The organism is Bacillus cereus group sp. TH152-1LC, from assembly GCF_027710505.1.
Lineage (GTDB): Bacteria > Bacillota > Bacilli > Bacillales > Bacillaceae_G > Bacillus_A > Bacillus_A mobilis.
The window spans coordinates 17856-37316 of sequence record NZ_JAQFNK010000028.1; the positions used below are offsets into that span (position 1 = coordinate 17856).

The following is a 19461-nucleotide window of genomic DNA, read 5'->3' on the forward strand; positions in this document are numbered from 1 at the left end:
CTATGTTTTCTTTGTAAGGAAGCGGGTTATTGCACTTTTTTTGTGTGAAATTGATTTCATAAAAGATGAGATTAAAGAAGGAGAAATAAATGAAATTGTTACAGAAAAAAGAAATTTTACTGATTAGTCTTATGTTATTCTCGATGTTCTTTGGAGCGGGGAATCTTATATTCCCACCTTTCCTTGGGTATGAAGCAGGAGAACATGTGTGGATTTCGTTAATAGGATTTATTATATCAGCAACAGGTCTTCCTATATTGGGTGTTATCGCGATTGCGAAAGCGGGAAGCTTTCAAACGTTAGCGGGTAGAGTTCATTCTTCATTCGCTATTATTTTTCCATGTATCGTGTATTTATTTATTGGACCAGGTCTTGGTATACCACGTGCAGGAAGTTTAGCTTTTGAAATGGGACCAGGGCAGTTCTTCACAGAAGCGGGAAGCGTAGTTTTATTATGTTACACGGTTATTTTCTTTAGTATTGTGTACTGGTTAAGTTTATCACCGTCTAAATTAATGGGGTTGTTCGGAAAGGTTTTAACACCGTTATTATTAGGTATGATTGCCCTTATCTTTATAAAGAGCATGTTTACACAAGTAGGTAGTGTGAAAGAGGCTGCTGGAAACTATGGACAAGCTCCTATGTTCCAAGGGTTTTTAGATGGGTATTTAACGATGGATGCATTAGCAGCTTTAATTTTTGGGATTGTTATTGCAAATGCTTTACGCGCAAAAGGTATTGAAGATGATAAAAGTTTAGCGAAATATATGAGTATTGCTGGAATTGGTGCAGGACTATTATTATCTATTATTTATGTCATACTTGGATATGTTGGTTCAATTAGCGGTTCGTTAGGTACGTTTGATAATGGGGCGAACGTATTAGCACAAGTGATGACGACGTTATTTGGACAAGGTGGGGTCGTATTATTAGGTCTTATTTTTACGATCGCGTGTTTATGTGTTTCAATTGGACTTGTTACATCTTGTAGTCAATTTTTCGCAAGTGCATTTCCGAAAGTAACTTATAAAGTTTGGGCATTTATATTAAGTTTTGTTAGTATGATTTTAGCTAATTTAGGATTAACACAAATTTTAAAAGTATCAGTACCGATTCTTGGGTTTATTTATCCAGTTGCATTAACGCTTATTATTTTAGGGTTATTCCATAAGTATATTGGAAAGTATGCATACGTATATGCAGTAACAGTTGGGATTGTAGCGGTATTTAGTGCAATCGATATTTTCAATAAAAATGTGATGATGAATCAGTGGACACCAGTATTGAAATACATCCCGTTTTATACAGAAGGTGTTGGGTGGATTGTTCCAGCTATTATAGGTGTTTGTATTGGCGTTATCGTGAGTAGCGTTTTAAATAAGAACAAATGAGTAAAAAGGTGTTTTCCTACTTCGGAAAACACCTTTTTTTGGAAAAATGGTATTGAAAATGAATAGACTAAGAGTATGATAAAGATAATTGGTAATATATAGATTTTGAATGGGTGATGAGGGGGGAGTGTATGAAGAAAGATTTAAATAAGAAAATAGAAGCACTCGAAACGACAATTGAAACGATGCAAGAAGCACTTTTTGAATTGAAAGCAAAACAAAGAGAAATAGAAGTAGAAAATGCTCAGCAACATGTTAGGAAGGAAAAGAAAGAATATATTGAAACGGTGATGGAGGAAAAGCAAAAAGAAGAAGTAGTTACAATAAAAGAGCCTGTGCAAGAACGTGAGATAAAACAAGTGGATATATCTGCTTTTAAACCAGAACCATTTAATATTATTAAGCTTTGCCAAACTTGGTTACCACGCATATTTGTTGGCATTATGTTACTTGGAGTAATATGGTTATTTAAAGCAGGGGTAGATGCTGGATTATTAACACCAGCAATACGAATTGTGTTTGGTATTGTCCTATCAATCGTTTTTTATTATATAGGGGATATTCAAATTAAACGAGAGCGGCAAGCGTTGGGTTTAGTATTAGCAGGAGGAAGTATTACGGGTATAGTTTTAACGACATTTGCGGCACATTATTTATATGGATTTATTCCAGCAAGTGTTGCGTTTGTATGTAATATTGCATGGGTCATTTTAGGTATTTATGTAGCGAAGAGGTATCAATCGGAATATCTTACTATCTTCGTAGCGGTAGGAGCTTTCTTCGTACCATTCTTATTAAATAGTACGACTCCTAATCCTTATATTTTCTTTGGATATGAGACGATACTAACACTTAGCTTGTTATGGTATGCGCTGAAAAATCGTTATCAGTATTTATATATGATTTCTTATGTTGTTGCTGCTATTGTCCTTTTTGTCTTCTTTGCTATTATGTCAATGTTAGTAGAGGATTTGCAAATACAGTTAACAGTTGTTTATGGTTTGATTCACTTACTATTATTTTGGCATATGTTTACGGAGAGAAGTTTTATAGTAGAACCCCGTTTGGCGATATTTAGTGCGAATGCAGTTTTCTTTATATTAGCCATTTCAAAAATACCTGAATTTACAACATGGGGATTAATGATTAGCGCACTCGTGCACGCTATTATGTTCGTATTTGAATATAGGAAGAATCAACATTCTACATTTACAAATCTTTTATTTGGTTTCGCAATGGGTGCATTTAGTTTAGCGATTTTATATGAGTATAGTTTAGTGAATGCAGCGATTGTATTATTATTACAAGGTTTCCTCGGTATGGTGACTGCTATTAAAGTAAAACAACAGGTGAAATTGTATGTTAGTGCGACGATTTACGCGATTGGAATGATACAGACTATTTTTAGCCCGTTTGATCATTTCCTTTCATCTGGATTTGTTGCTCATCTTATTTTAATAGGTACATTTTATTACTGCATGAAACAAGCGAAAGATGTGTTAAGGAGCTTTGGAAAATATGTTTATTCTATAGCACTCTATTGGTTTATGGTTATCGTATTTATTGCAATTACTAGAGTCGGTGAAGTGCTTTCTACAGATGGAAGTATAATAAGTGTATCGGTATCGTTATTATGGATGGTATATGCATTATTTGCAGTTTGGCTTGGACGGAATAAAAATATGAATGAAATATTGTATGCCGGCTTAGTCGTGTTAGTCGTAACGATAGGGAAACTATTCCTTTTGGACTTACCAGAAGTATCGATGATGATTAGGGCAGTGTTATTCTTAATAGTAGGTAGTATAGGTATCGTTATTTCAAGGATGTTTTTCTCAAAAGAAGAGAAATAGAAAGAAGGCAATCCATATCCGAATTGCCTTTTTCATTATTTCTTATTAATCGTTACAGTTTCACTATATTTCGCTGTTGTATTTTGGCGTAGACGAAGCGTTGCTTGTCCAGCTGTATTTGAATCGATTTGTACGTTCACAATTTTCTCAGCAGAACCTAAGCTGTTTGTTGTGAAAGAGAATGCACTACTATATCCGAAAGCAGATGGCCAAGTACCATTTGTATTTTGAACTTTTGCTACTTGTGTACCGCCAGTAGTGAATATACCTAAAGAGTAATTATTGTATGTTGTGTTTGGTAATAAGTTATTTACTTGAATTTTCATTTGGAACACTTCATTGTTTGGTAGAGTGCTAGGGTGTGTAACTACGTAGTCGTTTGCTGTTACAGCACCGTTATAACCGTATGAACCTGGTTTGAAAGTGTTTGTATTAAACCATTGATAACCTGCATTTGGCGCACTCCAAGGTTCAGGTTGTGGCTCAGTTGATAAGTTTGGTTGCTCAAATGTTTGTAAAGTGGTAGGTAAATCAAGTTGTAAACCATCTACTTGATCCAAACTTGTAAATGTTTCTTTATTCGATAGCCAATTTACGATATTTTCTAGTAAGATAGCATCGTTTTCTTCTTTATAACCATCGTAAGTTTTCTTCGTTTGGCCAGAATCTTCACGAACGTATTTTGGTGATGCATCTTCAACTGGAGAGGAGTCACCGATAAAGGCAGCTTTCCCAAGTCCTACTTTAGCGATAGCGGCATAAGGCCCCTCTGCAACACCACCGCCGTTATAAACACCGATATCAACAGCATTATTCCATTTTGATGGGTTTTCTGGAAGATAAACAAGTCCTTTTGCTAGTTTTGGATTTGTAATGGCTAGGGTAGAACCAGCATGCATTGCTACAGATGAAACACCTTTTGTAATGCCAAATGATTGTTCAGGTGACACAATATTTTTAGCAGAAACATCACCGATTGCATTGTAGCGGAAGCGAATACCGAAGTTGTCAGATAGCCAATCAGAGCTTTCTACTCCTTGCATAGCTTGTGAATTTCCTTCTTCACTAGACATTCCTTTTGCAGGATTATCCCATGCACCGCGTCTATATCCATTAAATACTTCAGAAGAGTCCCAGCGATTTTTGTTACGATCTGCATTATAATGATCTGCAATAAAGAAGATACTACCGCCATTTTTCACGTATTGTAACATAGCATCTTGTTCAGATTTTTTGTAAGGAATATTTGCTTCTGGAACGATAAACACATTGTAGTTTTTTAAATCTTCGTATGTAATCGGTGTTGATTTACGTAGTTCTTTTACATGATATCCGTTTTGGGCAATGCCGTTTCCAAAATCAGAAAAGCCACCATCAATAACCCAGTCAGCTGTCCCGGCAGTTTGACCGTGTGTATTATCGAATAATACTTTCTTCCCGTTATTTTGATTTACAACTTTTGCAGCAATTTCAGGAGCTGGGTCCACTGAGCTTTCGGCATAAGTAGACGGAATGAACGAAGCTCCTATACTTAGTGTAATTGCTGTTGCTAAAGAAAATGTAATCCATTTTTTATTCTTCATAGAAGAATCCCCCTAATAATAAATATATGTGCTTTAATAATGTAATTTATTTTTCTGAAAAAATAAAGACAGAAAACGTAAAAAATATTAAAAAATTGTAAAAATACCGTGAATTTTGTTGAGAAATATTTATATAGATATAAAAACATCCCTTCCAATTAATAAGGAAGGGATGTTTTGTTTAACTAATTTTTGAATTAGGTGTTTCATCAATTTTATGAAACCCTTTCATATAATACACGATAGCTAAACCAATAAGCCAAATAGGACCAACAATTAATGCAATTCTTGTATCTTCTGAATACGCCATTATACCTAATACGAGTGCAAGGAAAGCGAGTGAGAAATATGAACTGAATGGATGTAAAGGCATTTTATATGTTAGCTTGTCCTTTTTATCAGTTTGCAATCCTTTACGGAACTTAATTTGAGCGACTAATATGATGCCCCAAGTCCAAATTGCTCCGAAAGTTGAAATACTAGTGAGCCATGTAAATACTTTTGCGGGCACAAGATAGTTTAATATAACACCAATGAGTAAAACGATAGCTGTTGCTACAATACCTTGACTTGGAATGCCGTTTTTATTTAAACGACCGAATCTTTCAGGAGCTTTTTTCTGCTGAGCTAATGTAAATAGCATACGGCCTGTACTAAATAAACCACCATTACAAGAAGAAAGAGCTGCTGTTAATACGACAAAGTTAATAATCCCTGCTGCTTTTGCGATACCGATTTGCTGGAATGTTAAAACGAATGGACTTCCTTTCTCACCAAGTTCGTTCCATGGATAAATTGCCATCATAACGAATAGAGCCCCAACGTAGAACAGTAATATTCTCCAAAATACGTTATCGATAGCTTTTGCGAGTGTTTTTTTCGGATTTTGAGCTTCACCAGCTGTAACACCGATTAATTCAACGCCTAAATAAGCGAATAACACCATTTGCATGGAGAGTAGTAACCCAGAAAAACCATTTGGGAACCAGCCACCATGTGACCAAAGGTTTGAAATACCAGTAGCGATACCGCCGTTTCCGAATCCGAATAAAATAATCCCAGCTCCAATAATTATCATACAGATAATTGTGACAATTTTGATGAGAGCAAACCAAAATTCAAGTTCTCCAAATACTTTTACGGACAAGAAGTTGAAAGCACTCATTAATAATAGAGCGAGTAACGCCCAAGTCCAGCGCGGGATATCTGGGAACCAGTACTGCATGTAAATGCCAGCTGCTGTAATTTCAGCCATACAAGTAACAACCCATAAGAACCAGTAGTTCCAACCGGTAATGTAGCCAGCTAATGGTCCAAGGTAATCAGAAGCATATTTACTAAAAGAACCGGCAACAGGTTGTTCAATTGCCATTTCTCCAAGTGCTCGCATAATGAAAAAAATAACGAGTCCAGCGATCATATAACCTAGTAGAATAGAAGGGCCAGCTAGTTTAATAGCAGAGGCAGATCCTAAAAATAGTCCAACGCCAATAGCTGAACCGAGTGACATTAAAGTAATATGTCGTTCTTTTAAACCTCGATTTAAAGTTTCAGATTTGTTTGTGTGCTGCATGAGAAGAATCCTCCTTGTAGAGTGAACGATATTTGAATGCGTTTACTAAATATTTAACTATTTCAAATTATAAAACATTTCCATCTGTTATGCTACAAAAATAAACATGATTAACTGTACTACATCTGTACTTGTCAGACTTAAACTTAAAATTCGAACTATTAGTGAATATATTGACTCTTCTTTTTATTGATTGTTAAGATTAAGTATTATATTTTCTCACATACTAGTAAGAAAAAGAATGTGTGATAATAATTCAGATGTAGGAAGGGTACATAACCATGTTTCAATTACAAAAATATAACACTTCTGTGAAGCAAGAGCTTTTAGCTGGCATCACAACTTTTTTTACATTTGCGTATATTCTTGTCATCAATCCGAAAATATTATCTGATGCAGGTGTACCATTTGATCAAGCTTTTACAGCAACTATTATTGCGACGGTTGTAGGGACGCTATGTATGGCGTTTTTAGCTAACTATCCAATTGTTATTGCTCCAGCTATGGGAATGAATGCGTATTTTGCTTATTCTGTTGTTCAACAGGCAGAGGGGATTACATATGTCATTGCGTTTTCAGCAGTATTTGTAACGGGTATCATTTTTCTTTTATTATCTTTCACTTCATTTAGGCAAAAGCTAATTGTCGCAATTCCAGATAGTTTAAAACATGCAATTGCAGGTGGAATTGGACTATTTATTGCTTTTATTGGATTACGCCTTTCTGGAATTATCGTTGATCATCCATCTAATTTAGTTACGATTGGTGATTTTCATTCTCCAGCCGTTATTTTAACTTTAATTGGTTTAATATTAGCGGCGGTATTAATGGCATTGCGTGTGAGCGGTGCATTATTTATTAGTATGATTGTGACGGGAGTTATCGCTTTCTTTACAGGGCAACTGAAGTTTGAGGATAAAATTGTCGCGATGCCTCATTTACCAGAGGGTATTATCGTTTCAAACCCAATCAACGCCTTTTCAGATGTAATGGAATACGGATTATATGGCGTTGTATTTTCATTTTTACTTGTACTGTTATTTGATACAACAGGTGCATTACTTGGTTTAATTAAACAAGCAGGCTTAATTACAGATAATACTGAGAAACGTTTTGGTAAAGCGTTTATTGCAGATGCAATTGGTGGGACTACAGGCTCTATTTTTGGAACAAGCCCAACAGCAGCGACGATTGAATCGTCAGCGGGTATTGCTGCAGGTGGTAAAACAGGATTAACAGGTATTGTCGTTGTCGGCCTAACGATTATAACGGCATTCTTCAGCCCTGTCATTGCTTCTTTATCAAGTGTAGCCGCTATTACAGCTCCTTCATTAATTATTGTAGGTAGTTTAATGGCACAAAGTCTTCGTGATATTAATTGGAATGAATTTGATGATGCATTACCAGCATTTTTAATTTTCGTTGGTATTCCGTTAACGTCTAGTATTGCGAATGGAATTGCAATTGGATTTCTAGTGTATCCAGTCTTAAAAATTGTTAAGGGGAAAGGGATGGAAGTACATCCGTTACTATACTTATTTACAATTTTATTTGGATGTCATTTATTCTTATAATATAGAAAAGGGGGCTTCTTATGAGAGGCCTTTTTTTTGTGTATAATAGGGTGGAAATCAAATTAAATACGTAAAATATAAATTACTTAATGGAATATATATGTTACAATAAAGGTAGAGGAGGAACATGAATGGCTGTAAGTAAAATAAAAGTCGCGCGTGTTCAGTTAGATTTAACACAGCAACAATTAGCAGAAAAAGTAGGCGTTACAAGGCAAACGATTAGTTTAATTGAGAAGGGGAAATACAACCCGTCTTTAGATTTATGTTTGAAAATTTGTTATGCGGTAGACAAAACATTAAATGATTTATTTTGGGAGGAAGAGGAGTGAGGGGATGAGAATCGTGAAGGATGAACGTTTAATGATTGAGGGGCTAAAACATATTAGACTCGTTTTCATCTTACAAAATATCGTCATACTAGGTATTGTTTTTTATCGCTACGTTTTGCAAGGTGCAGGGTATGAAAGTGTTTCAGATTTATTAATGGTATTTATGTGCGGGATAATAGTTATTAATTTTTTAAACTTAAAAAATTCGGTGGAAGTGTATGAGCATACGGGCGGAGTATCGCGTAGTTATTTTATGAAGCTACTATTCATTCCGGTAGGTATTGTTATTGGTATTTTAGCTATTTGTATCGTTGTAACACCAGATATTTCGATAAAGGAAATTAGTATGACAGGACTTATTATGTTTGCTTGTTTTTTAGTTCCTAGTTTGTTTATATACATATATATGAAGAGAATAAAAAGTGAAGATTGAAATATAAGAAAAGCTTTCCCATAGTGGGGAAAGCTTTTCTTATATTCTTTTATATAGTACTTTATGAAGGCCAATCGGTTCAATTTCAAAGATTTCACCATGTTCTTGGAAGCCTAAGCGCTTGTAATAGTCAGCTACAGTAATTCGGCCATTACACCATAATATATTTGCTTGGCGTTCTTGCAAGACTTGCTCCGCCTTCTGAATTAAGGAGCTTCCAGCACGTTTGTTTCGAAATTCAGGTAATGTGGCCATTCCTCGTAGACGGTAATGAGCACCTGCTAGCAAGTCAGGATATATTTCTTTTGAGAAGGAAGCGATACTAATCAGTTCATCGTTTATAAATGCGCCTAAGTGAAAGGTGTCTGTTTCATAGTCGGAAGAGTATTTACAATCTGCTAATGTTTGATTCGGGCGTAAAATTTTTTGACGTAATACGTAAGTTTCAGATCCCTCAATATTTTTCACGGTAATCATATGAACATCCTTTCTTATAAGGCGTTTTCTGTTAGTTGTATAAAGAAATAGGCAGGTGCGGCGAAAAGTCCGAGGATGCTAGCAGTTCCGAGAAGGAGTGAAAGTAAGAGGCAAGAGTATTTTATTCCATTCGATTTTTTCCATCCATAACTACAAATTTCAATGCTAACACCGATGAGAATAATGGCAACGAGTATTTCCGCCAATAATAAAAGAGCTAAAGTTACAATAGACATAATGTGATCCATCCTCATAATATGTGATAGTAACATTTTACCATATGAAATGGAAAAAAATGCCCCTCAATTATGTGAGGGGCATTTTTTATTCTAATATGTTTTTCAACGTATCAATATGTTCTTTTGAACCTGTGACAAGCAATGTATCACCATGTTGTAGTCTCGTATCACCATGCGGGATTAATGCTTTATTACCGCGGTAAATTTGAATAACGAGTACATCGCCTAAAAACGGAAGGCGACGTAGTGCAACACCGTTATATGTATTGCTGCGTAGTTCAACCTCACGAACAGTTTCATTTGCAGTTGTAATTAAGCGCACGAGACTCGGTTTATCAATTAGTGCACGTAACAGAATGCGTGTAGAGTTAATTGTTGAGAATACGGCGATATGTTCTTGCGTTGCTTTTTCTTGTAGAAGTGGATCTTCTACACTTGCAATAACATGTTCAACACCTAGTTCTTTTGCATGTTCTGCTAATAATAAGTTTTGTTCATCATCGCTTGTTGCAACAACAACCCGGTCTGCATGAAATGCCGTTTGTTCAGTTAATGAAGCGATTGTGATGTCATCTAATTTTACGATAGGGAAGTCATGTGATTTCGCTTCCTCATCATTTATTTTATTTTGACGCATCATATATAGTGTTACGTCATAATCTTCTCGTTTTAAATCAAGTGATAACGGAAGGGTAATTCTGCTTGCGCCAATAATAGAAACTTTTGGTTTTGGTGTTTCTACTTTTGGGAACATTTTTTTAAATAATATAGGTGCAAAAATACAAGTAATAACTGCGCTTAAAATAAGGGAAGCAGATAAACTTGGACTAATGATCCCTAGTTTTTCACCAATTTGTGCAGCTGCAATAACTAAAGAAAGTGTCGATGTTAATAAGATGGCACTTCCTAGTACGATATTACGTGGATACCATTTTCGTAAAACGAGTGATGGTAACAGTTTTGAAATAAAGAGTCCTACAATTAAAATTGGGATCATTAGCATACTAGAAGGTTCTTTAAAAATAGACCAAACCTCTAAGTTTACGCCAACCATCACGAAGAAAATAGGAATGAAGAAACCATATCCGATGGAATCCAGTTTTTCTACCATATCTTCATTTGGTGATAATAACGATACGAGTACCCCTGCTAAGAAGGCACCTAAAATATTTTCAGCTCCAACAGATTCAGATAACCCAACTAATATTAAGATGAGTGCAAAAACAGCTCGTGTATCAATTTGTACACTACCAGCTTTTAAGCTATCTAAGTATGGAATGTTTTTAAAGCGTTTTGCAACGAAGTAAATAACAATACCAGCGCCGAATAGAAGAAGAAGGAGCCACATGCTTTGGCCGCTTTCGGAATTTAATCCGACGAATACAGCGAGCAAAATCATTGTAACTAAATCTGCAATACCAGCGACTAATAAAATGATTTGTCCGATTGCCGTTTTTCCTAAGTTGTTTTCTTTTAATGTTGGTACAACAACACCTAAAGAAATAGTTGAAATAATTAAAGTCATAAACATTGCATTATCCACGAATCCTAGCCATACGAATAGTAATGATAGGGCATAAGATAAGATGAAAATAAATAAGAAGATAATGCTTGCTGCTTGGAATGTGTTTGGTTCGTTTGTCGTATTCTTTTTCCCTTTTTGTTTAAAGATAGAAAAATCAATTTCTAAACCGCTTAAGAACATTAAGAAGATAAATCCTAGTGTCGATAAGACTTGAAGCCACATATCTGGCTCAATAATATTAAACCCACTTTTACCTACAAAGATTCCTGCGATGATTTCTGCAACAACGACAGGAAGTGCTTTTAATTTAAAGCGTTGTAACAAAAGGGGAACCAAAAACGCGATTGCAACGACAACCATAAGTGATAGAACAGAAGTATGATGTTCCATTGCGTTCTCTCCCTTCAAATAAATATAGTACCTATTTAGCCATATAATAGGTAGAAAAGCAACGCATATGAATTCGATTTCATAAAGAAAGAGTTTTCTTAACATTTGTCATAATAAGTATATTTTTCATGATTCTGTTGTTAATTCCGTAATGTGGATGTAATAGGGGGAGGGGATAAAAAAAGACTGCTGAGAAACCTCAGCAGTCTTTTTCATGTACATTACATTGAGAAGAAGATCCATACAGTTAAACCAACTGTTGCAGTTGCAACGAAGAAACTGTATATCATTGTAAGGACTTGAACTCTTCCTTCGCCTTCTTTTAAATGCATGAACATAATTAATTGTAACAACGCTTGCGCAACAGCCATTGCGATAATGGATGTTAAGATCGTTGAAAGTGGCAAGTTTGTGTAAAGTGCCACGTATAAAGCTAGGAACGTTAATGCAAGCGATAAAATAAATCCGAAAACGTGTGACCATGGGAATCCGCTATGCGCATGCCCGTTTGCTTGGTTGTTATTTTGACTCATTTACGCCACCATCCCGTTCAAGTAAACTAGTGTGTAAATAAATACCCAAACAAGATCAAGGAAATGCCAGTATAAGCTGATAATAAATACTTTACGAGCTGTAACTGGTGTTAAACCTCGTTTTAAAATTTGGATAATAACACAAATTGCCCAAATGATACCACCTGTTACGTGGGCACCATGTGTTCCAAGAAGAACGAAGAATGCAGATAGGAAAGCACTTGTTTGAATTGTTGCGCCTTCACCAATGTACAAAATGAATTCTTCAATTTCAAAGAATAGGAAACCTGCACCTAAAAGTAATGTAAGGATGAACCATCCAAGCATTGCTTTTTGGTTGTTCTTACGCATTTCGTGAATTACGATACCGCATGTAAAACTACTTGTTAAAAGTAGTAATGTTTGAATTAAAAGCGTTTTAAGTTCAAACAGTTGCGCTGGAGTTGGGCCATCTGCCGTACGACCAGCAAGTACTAGATAAGAGGCGAAAAGTGTTGCGAACAGCATAATTTCAGCCCCAAGAAAAATCCAGAATCCTAGGATGTTCAATCTGCTTTGCTCGGATTGATATTCCAAAGGTAAGCTTTTATCTAAAGCCGCCATATCATTTCACCTCTCATGCTATATGTTCTGTTTCTTTAATTTCATCAACGCTTACGTAGTAGCCATCATCATAATCGAATGAACGATAGATTAAGCAAGCTAAAATACCAATACCACCGATTGCTGCAAGCCAGAACCAGCTAAATACTAATGCGAAACCTGCAAGACCGAAGAATCCAGACGCAATAATAGGCACACCAGAGTTACTTGGCATGTGAATTGGTTTGATATCTTCTGCTGCTGGTGTAACTGTTTCTCCGCGTTTTTTCATGAACCAGAAAGCATCAGCTTCTTTAATTTCAGGAAGTTTCGCGAAGTTGTAATGTTGTACAGGAGATTGAGTAGCCCATTCAAGTGTACGGCCATCCCATGGATCTCCAGTTGTGTCACGTTCACCGTGACGTGCACTCCAAATTACGTTGTAGCAAAGAATTAGGAAGCCGATACCCATCATTACCGCACCAACAGATGCGATTTGGTTTAGCCATCCCCATCCAAGACTTTCAGAGTAAGTGTACATACGACGAGTCATACCGTCTAAACCTAAGAAGTACATTGGGAAGAAACAGATGTTGAATCCGCTCATAAAGATCCAGAATGTCCATTTACCTAGGCGTTCATTTAACATATGACCAGTCATTTTTGGATACCAGAATGTGAATCCAGCAAGCATAGCGAATACTGTACCTGCGATTAATACGTAGTGGAAGTGAGCGATTAGGAAGTAGCTGTTATGGTACTGATAATCAGCTGCTGCCATTCCAAGCATAACCCCTGTAACCCCACCGACTACGAAGTTTGGAATAAATGCCAATGACCAAAGCATTGGAACTGTAAAACGAATACGTCCTTTATACAGTGTAAACAACCAGTTAAAGATCTTAACCCCGGTTGGAATCGAAATCGCCATTGTCGAAATCGAGAAGAATGAGTTAACCGCTGGACCTGCACCCATCGTGAAGAAGTGGTGAAGCCATACGACGAAACTTAGTAAAGAAATTGCAACCATTGAGTATACCATCGCACTGTAACCGAATAGACGCTTACGTGAGAATGTACTAATGATTTCAGAGAAAATACCGAATGCCGGTAAAATAACGATATATACTTCAGGGTGACCCCATACCCAGAATAGGTTGGCCCATAACATTGGCATACCGCCGCTCGCCATCGTAAAGAAGTGAGCATCGAATAGACGGTCAAATGTCATTAATGCAAGAGCAACTGTTAATACTGGGAAAGCGAAAATAATGATGACTGTTGTAATTAAGATTGACCAAGTAAACATTGGCATTCTCATTAAAGTCATACCAGGTGTACGCATTTTTAAGATAGTAACTAGGAAGTTAATACCGGTCATTAGCGTACCGAGACCTGAAATCTGTAATGCAATTGCGTAGTAGTTATTTCCTACACCAGAAGTAAACTCTGTACCTGCCATTGGGAAGTAAGAAGTCCACCCAGCGTCTGGAGAACCACCGATTACGAAAGCGATGTTGAATAACATTGCTCCGACAAAGAATAACCAGAAACTTAAAGCATTTAAGAACGGATATGCAACGTCACGAGCACCAATTTGTAATGGTACTACAAGGTTCATTAATCCCATAACGAATGGCATCGCCATGAAAAGAATCATAACTGTACCGTGTGTTGTGAAGATTCCGTTATAGTGTTCAGCATTTAAATAAGTTGTTTCTGGGAATGTTAACTGTGCACGGATCATTAACCCGTCCATACCACCACGGAATAACATGATAACCGCCGAAATAATATACATGGCCCCAATCTTTTTATGGTCAACAGTTGTTAACCATTCGTCCCAAAGCCATTTCCATTTTTTATACTTTGTTAGTACGAAAATGATTGCTAATGTCACAAGAACGATAGAAGCGTCTGCACCGTAAATAATCGGGTCACCTGTGACAAAGAATTCATCAAGCTTCACTGTGTTCACTCCAATCTGTTGGAATAATAGCTATTATTTTTTGTTTTTGTAGTAGTTGTAATCACAATATTCAAGTGATTTTGGATCTACATAACTTAAGTGATGACTAGAGAATGTCATACGACCAACTACACCAGGTTTAACAATTTCGTTGTACTTATCTTCTGTTAGTTTAGGAGCAGTTTGTTGTACTTCTTTTACCCACTTGTCATACTTCTCTTTAGTTTTTGCTTCAACTTCGAATTCCATGTGAGTGAATCCTTCACCCGAGAAGTTCGCGCTACGGCCTAGGTAAGAACCTGGCTTATCAGCTTGTAAATAAAGATCCATAATCATGCCATCCATTGTGTACTTCATACCACCAAGTTCTGGTACCCAGAAAGCATTCATTGGACCAACAGAAGTCAGTTTAAATTGAATTGGTACACCAGCAGGGATATTTAAATAGTTAACGGTTTCAATTTTTTCCTCTGGATAACTGAATAACCATTTCCAGTTTGCAGATGTAACATAAATCTCAACTGGTTTAATATGCTTGGACTCTTCCGGAACCTCTTCCGAAGCATAAGTTGCTTTTACTGTTGGAATCGATAATGCGATAACGATAATAACAGGAACAAGTGTCCAAATAATTTCTAATAATGTGTTACCGTGTTGATCAGGTGGCTCATAGTCCATATTCTCTGGTTTTTCACGATAACGAATCAAGATGACTGTAAACAAGATGAATACAATTGCGATAATTAATGACATAAGCAAGAATGACCAAACAATTAAATCATACTGTGCTTTTGCAACAGGTCCTTGCGGATTTAATACTGCGAGTTTCTTATCACAGCCACCGAGGAACAGAAGTAATGATAACGGAAGAAGCGAAGCCAGCTTCCAAAACGTTTTCTTTAGTTGCACGATTGAAAATCTCCTTTCTCCTTGGATTGAAACTATGCCAATAAAACAATATAAACCTATTAATTTATAGATGGCAATAGTTTTTGTGATATTGTTAAAAAATAGACACAAATGCACGCTTTTTAAGGTGAATATCATTTGTAACTTGATAACATTGTAAACCATTTTCCAGTAAAAAACGTGATTGTGGAAATTTTAAGATAAATAAAGTTATACCAAGATATCCAAGAAATAGAAAAAAACTATCTTATCATAAGAAAGATAGTTGAATATTTTGTATATTTAGTTTACTTCTTTTTTTAGATTTATTTGTTGTTCAAATGTGACAATTTTTTTATATTTTAATTGGTACAAAATGTAACAAATGATCATAAATGGAATGCCGCAATAAAGAGCAATTCTCTGATCTGGGATGAAAGCTAAACTAACAAATGTAATGAAATTGAGTGAGAATGCTACGATTGGAACGATTGGATAAAGCGGTGTGCGATATTTTAAATCGTTAATGTCTCCGCCGTTTTTTAAGAAGTTTCTACGGAAGAAAAACTGTGAAGCTGCGATTGACATCCAAACTACGACAGCAGCCATAGCTGCAATAGATGTTAAAACTAAAAATACAGTATCTGCCGCAAATATACTTGTTAATAGAGACAAACTTGCAAAGATTAGACTGAAAATTAATGCGTTTAATGGCACACCTTTTTTCGTTAACTTCGTAAAAGCTGGACTTGCCATTCCTTGTTTTGCCATAGCCCAAAGCATACGAGAATTTGCGTATAGCCCAGAGTTGGCTACGGATAATACTGCTGTAATAATGACAAAGTTCATAATATCAGCAGCATATGGAACACCAGCTACATCAAATACAAGTACAAATGGACTTTCGACTAGATTAGCCTCTTGCCATGGGAGTAAACCTACAACAACTGATATTGCTAGGACGAAGAAGAAGAGAGTTCGCCAAATAGTATTTTTAATCGCTTTTGGAATTGTTTTTTCAGGGTTTTCACTTTCTCCTGAAGCAATTCCGATTAATTCTGTTCCTTGGAAGGAGTAATTTACTGTAATCATCGTAAGAAGAACAGCTAATGCACCGTTTGGAAATAATCCACCATTTTCAGTGAAATTGTGAAGCATTGGCGCTGGTTTTCCGTTAAAGTCTAGTAGACCGAACATAACTACACCACCGAGTACGATGAAAACAACGATGGTTGCGACTTTTACACTTGCGAACCAAAATTCTGCTTCTGCATATGCCTTTGCTGATAATGCGTTTACAAGAAAGAGTGCAGCTGCAAATGTAACACACCAAATCCACGAAGAAACGTCTGGAAACCAACGCTTCATTAAAATACTTACAGTTGTTAACTCTACCCCAACTGTAACAGCCCAATTTAACCAATACATCCAACCTACAACAAATCCAAAACCAGGTGAAATAAATTTACTTGCATAGCTTTGGAATGAACCTGCTTCTGGCATAGCAACTGATAATTCACCAAGACATAACATCGTTAAATACATAACAAATCCACCGACTAAAAATGCAAGAATAGCACCACCAGGACCGGCGTTATGGACGATTTGACCAGATCCCATAAATAGGCCAGTTCCAATAACACCACCAAGTGCAATCATAAATAGGTGTCTACTTTTCATTGTTCGTTTTAAATCTGTTTGTTCTACTTGTTGATTCATATGCCCCTCACCTCGTTATTTTCTTGTATGTAGGAATTGATTTTCATTCCGAGTTTTTAATCATTAGTGGGGGATGTGGCACATACTCGGTTTATTTATTATGAAATGAATGGAGTATGTAAAAATACGAACTATGACTAAATACTCTAAGAATGTTTTTATTAACAAGGTGATATCTTCACTATGTTAATTATTTAGATTTTAGCAAAAATATTCAGAAAAGTATATTGTTTTTTCTTTTTATTAAAAATAATTAGAATTTTATAACAATGGAACTGTGAACAATAATTCACAGAATCTTTCTAGCAAACTAGTAAGAAGAAAGGTACAATGATAGGAGGTATGTCTGTAAAATAATAATTAATGGAGTTTTGTTTAAAATGAAAAAGTTAAAATATCTTTTTGTTTTTGGAATTATATTTGCTGCCGCGTTTTTTATAGGGAAAGATAAAATTATGCAAAAGGCGCAAGTGTTCCGTTTAGAGTTTCTATCTGAAATGAAAGAAGCGACTATGATTGAAAATGTTCCGTTTATAAAACAGTTACCAGAATTACCTCGTGGATGTGAAGTTACAAGTTTGGCTATGTTGCTGCAATACAAAGGTATACAAGTAGATAAGATGCAACTTGCTAGCGAGATTCATCGTGTTCCATTTGAGCAAAATGGTTTGCGTGGAAATCCTTATGAGGGATTCGTTGGAAATATTTATACGAAGACAGAGCCGGGATATGGTGTATATAATCAACCTATTTTTAATTTAGCAGAAAAATATATTCCTGGAAAAGTAGTTAATTTAACAGGTAGAGACGTGCAAGATATGTATAAAGTAGTTAGTTCTGGGTCGCCAGTATGGGTCATTATTAATACAACGTTTAAACCACTAGCTGAGAGTAGTTTTGAAACATGGAATACAAGCTCTGGCGAAGTGAAAATTACATATTTTGAGCATAGTGTAGTAGTAATTGGATATGATCAAAACTTTGTGTATGTAAATGATCCTCTGAAAAATAATCCGCGTTTGGCTGTTCCGCGAGCAGAGTTTGAGAGTGCTTGGGAGCAAATGGGGAAACAAGCAATCACTATTTTATAATAATGAAAAAGTCATCTTTTTGATGGCTTTTTATTTTTAAGTCATAGTGATAGAAAATTCAGAAGATTCTTTTAAAAGTTAATGATTCAAGTTATAATAACATTTAACTTAGTGAAGAAGGGATGAAGAGAAATGGATGTCGCAAAGGAACTTGTTTTATTAAAGAATCAGTTGATTGAGTGGAGAAGGCATTTTCATAAGTATCCAGAGTTATCTTTTCAAGAAGAAAAAACATCACAGTTTGTATTCGATATACTTCGGGAAATCCCGCATTTAGAAGTGTCAAGACCTACTAAATATAGTGTAATGGCAAGGTTAATTGGTAAACAGCCTGGTAAAACCATCGCGGTTCGTGCTGACATGGACGCTCTTCCTATTCACGAAGAAAATGAGTTTGATTTTATTTCTACATATCCAGGTGTGATGCATGCATGTGGCCATGATGGACATATAGCGATATTACTTGGGGTTGTACATAAGTTAGTAGAGGAAAGAGAGAAGGTTAAAGGGGAGGTTCGTTTTCTCTTCCAACATGCAGAAGAAAACTTTCCTGGCGGTGCAGAGGAAATGGTTGCAGCGGGTGTAATGGAAGGTGTGGATTATATTATTGGTGCTCATCTTTGGGCAGCGTTAGAGGTTGGTAAAATAGGTGTAATTTATGGGCCTGCAATGGCTGCCCCAGATGTTTTTAAAATTACGATAGAAGGAAAAGGTGGACATGCTGGAATCCCTCATGAAACAGTGGATAGTATTGCAATCGGTACACAAGTTGTTGCGCAACTTCAGCAAATTGTATCTCGCCTTACAGATCCGTTAGATTCTCTTGTAGTATCTGTTACGCAATTTCATGCTGGGACAACCCATAATGTAATTCCAGAACAAGCGGAGATTGAAGGGACAGTGCGGAGTTTAAGGCATGAGTTGCGAGAAGTAACAGAGAAAAGGATTGAACGGATTGTGAAGCATGTGACGGAAGCTTACGAGGCAAAATATACGTTTTCTTATGAATATGGATATCGACCTGTAGTAAATGATTATGAAGTTACAGAGGTTATTGAGCAAACAGCATTACAGCTTTATGGAAGGGAACGAGTTACTCGTTTACAGCCGACGATGGCTGGGGAAGATTTTTCAGCGTTTTTACAAAAGGCGCCAGGGACATTCTTTTTTATCGGAGCGGGAAATAAAGAGAAAGGAATTATATATCCTCACCATCACCCTCGTTTTACGATTGATGAAGATGCATTACCAGTTGGAGTGGAAGTCTTTGTATCATCCATTATGAATTTTATTAGTAAAGGAGAATGAG

At 36.2% G+C, this 19461-nt stretch carries 17 protein-coding genes; 7 read left to right on the top strand and 10 right to left on the bottom strand.

The window, feature by feature from the left end; translation table 11 throughout:
* Positions 1-89 precede the first annotated feature (89 nt).
* Entirely contained in the window at positions 90-1391 is a 1302-nt protein-coding gene (brnQ1, locus tag PDL00_RS30960; RefSeq protein WP_242256325.1) for a branched-chain amino acid transport system II carrier protein BrnQ1, read from the top strand.
* A 131-nt stretch (positions 1392-1522) separates the two neighbouring features.
* Positions 1523-3244, top strand: a complete 1722-nt coding sequence (locus PDL00_RS30965; protein WP_242256327.1) for a DUF2339 domain-containing protein — start codon at positions 1523-1525, stop codon at positions 3242-3244.
* A 35-nt stretch (positions 3245-3279) separates the two neighbouring features.
* Here the strand turns inward: PDL00_RS30965 and PDL00_RS30970 are convergent, their stop codons facing one another.
* The gene (locus PDL00_RS30970; RefSeq protein WP_270733380.1) at positions 3280-4827 is read right to left on the bottom strand and encodes a DNA-binding protein; all 1548 of its coding nucleotides are present in this window, start codon (positions 4825-4827) and stop codon (positions 3280-3282) included.
* Positions 4828-5008: 181 nt separating this feature from the next.
* Positions 5009-6400 carry an amino acid permease gene (locus tag PDL00_RS30975; RefSeq protein WP_242256331.1) on the bottom strand — a complete coding sequence of 464 codons (1392 nt, stop codon included), beginning with the start codon at positions 6398-6400 and terminating at the stop codon, positions 5009-5011.
* 281 nt (positions 6401-6681) lie between these two features.
* Between PDL00_RS30975 and PDL00_RS30980 the strand changes: the two genes are divergently transcribed.
* The 3 genes from PDL00_RS30980 (at position 6682) to PDL00_RS30990 (ending at position 8739) form a co-directional block, all read left to right on the top strand.
* Positions 6682-7974, top strand: coding sequence for an NCS2 family permease (locus PDL00_RS30980; RefSeq protein ID WP_048541793.1), 1293 nt, complete (start codon positions 6682-6684; stop codon positions 7972-7974).
* A gap of 131 nt (positions 7975-8105) precedes the next feature.
* Positions 8106-8306, top strand: coding sequence for a helix-turn-helix transcriptional regulator (locus PDL00_RS30985; RefSeq protein WP_000301181.1), 201 nt, complete (start codon positions 8106-8108; stop codon positions 8304-8306).
* A 4-nt stretch (positions 8307-8310) separates the two neighbouring features.
* Entirely contained in the window at positions 8311-8739 is a 429-nt protein-coding gene (locus PDL00_RS30990; protein ID WP_048541796.1) for a hypothetical protein, read from the top strand.
* Between the two features lie 39 nt (positions 8740-8778).
* On the opposite strand, the gene PDL00_RS30995 is transcribed toward PDL00_RS30990, so the two are convergent.
* From PDL00_RS30995 to PDL00_RS31030, 8 genes are all read right to left on the bottom strand, one after another.
* Positions 8779-9216: a GNAT family N-acetyltransferase gene (locus tag PDL00_RS30995; RefSeq protein ID WP_242256333.1), complete on the bottom strand. Its 438-nt coding sequence runs from the start codon at positions 9214-9216 to the stop codon at positions 8779-8781.
* Positions 9217-9230: 14 nt separating this feature from the next.
* On the bottom strand, positions 9231-9488 hold the full coding sequence (locus PDL00_RS31000) for a DUF4022 family protein (RefSeq protein ID WP_000926994.1): 258 nt from the start codon (positions 9486-9488) through the stop codon (positions 9231-9233).
* A gap of 52 nt (positions 9489-9540) precedes the next feature.
* The gene (locus tag PDL00_RS31005) at positions 9541-11370 is read right to left on the bottom strand and encodes a monovalent cation:proton antiporter family protein (protein WP_270733382.1); all 1830 of its coding nucleotides are present in this window, start codon (positions 11368-11370) and stop codon (positions 9541-9543) included.
* Positions 11371-11591: 221 nt separating this feature from the next.
* Positions 11592-11903: a cytochrome aa3 quinol oxidase subunit IV gene (gene qoxD / locus PDL00_RS31010; protein WP_063263756.1), complete on the bottom strand. Its 312-nt coding sequence runs from the start codon at positions 11901-11903 to the stop codon at positions 11592-11594.
* Positions 11904-12506 (bottom strand): cytochrome aa3 quinol oxidase subunit III, encoded by a 603-nt coding sequence (qoxC, locus tag PDL00_RS31015; protein ID WP_063263755.1) that lies wholly within the window; start codon positions 12504-12506, stop codon positions 11904-11906.
* Positions 12507-12519: 13 nt separating this feature from the next.
* A complete protein-coding gene (gene qoxB / locus PDL00_RS31020; protein ID WP_063263754.1) occupies positions 12520-14454 on the bottom strand; it encodes a cytochrome aa3 quinol oxidase subunit I in 1935 nt (644 codons plus the stop codon).
* A 33-nt stretch (positions 14455-14487) separates the two neighbouring features.
* The gene (locus PDL00_RS31025) at positions 14488-15363 is read right to left on the bottom strand and encodes a cytochrome aa3 quinol oxidase subunit II (RefSeq protein WP_001176180.1); all 876 of its coding nucleotides are present in this window, start codon (positions 15361-15363) and stop codon (positions 14488-14490) included.
* A gap of 282 nt (positions 15364-15645) precedes the next feature.
* A complete protein-coding gene (locus PDL00_RS31030) occupies positions 15646-17061 on the bottom strand; it encodes an amino acid permease (protein ID WP_270733389.1) in 1416 nt (471 codons plus the stop codon).
* A 380-nt stretch (positions 17062-17441) separates the two neighbouring features.
* Between PDL00_RS31030 and PDL00_RS31035 the strand changes: the two genes are divergently transcribed.
* Both PDL00_RS31035 and PDL00_RS31040 read left to right on the top strand, forming a co-directional pair.
* Positions 17442-18152 carry a C39 family peptidase gene (locus tag PDL00_RS31035; RefSeq protein ID WP_242256339.1) on the top strand — a complete coding sequence of 237 codons (711 nt, stop codon included), beginning with the start codon at positions 17442-17444 and terminating at the stop codon, positions 18150-18152.
* 132 nt (positions 18153-18284) lie between these two features.
* Positions 18285-19460: an amidohydrolase gene (locus tag PDL00_RS31040; RefSeq protein WP_242256341.1), complete on the top strand. Its 1176-nt coding sequence runs from the start codon at positions 18285-18287 to the stop codon at positions 19458-19460.
* Position 19461: the final 1 nt, after the last annotated feature.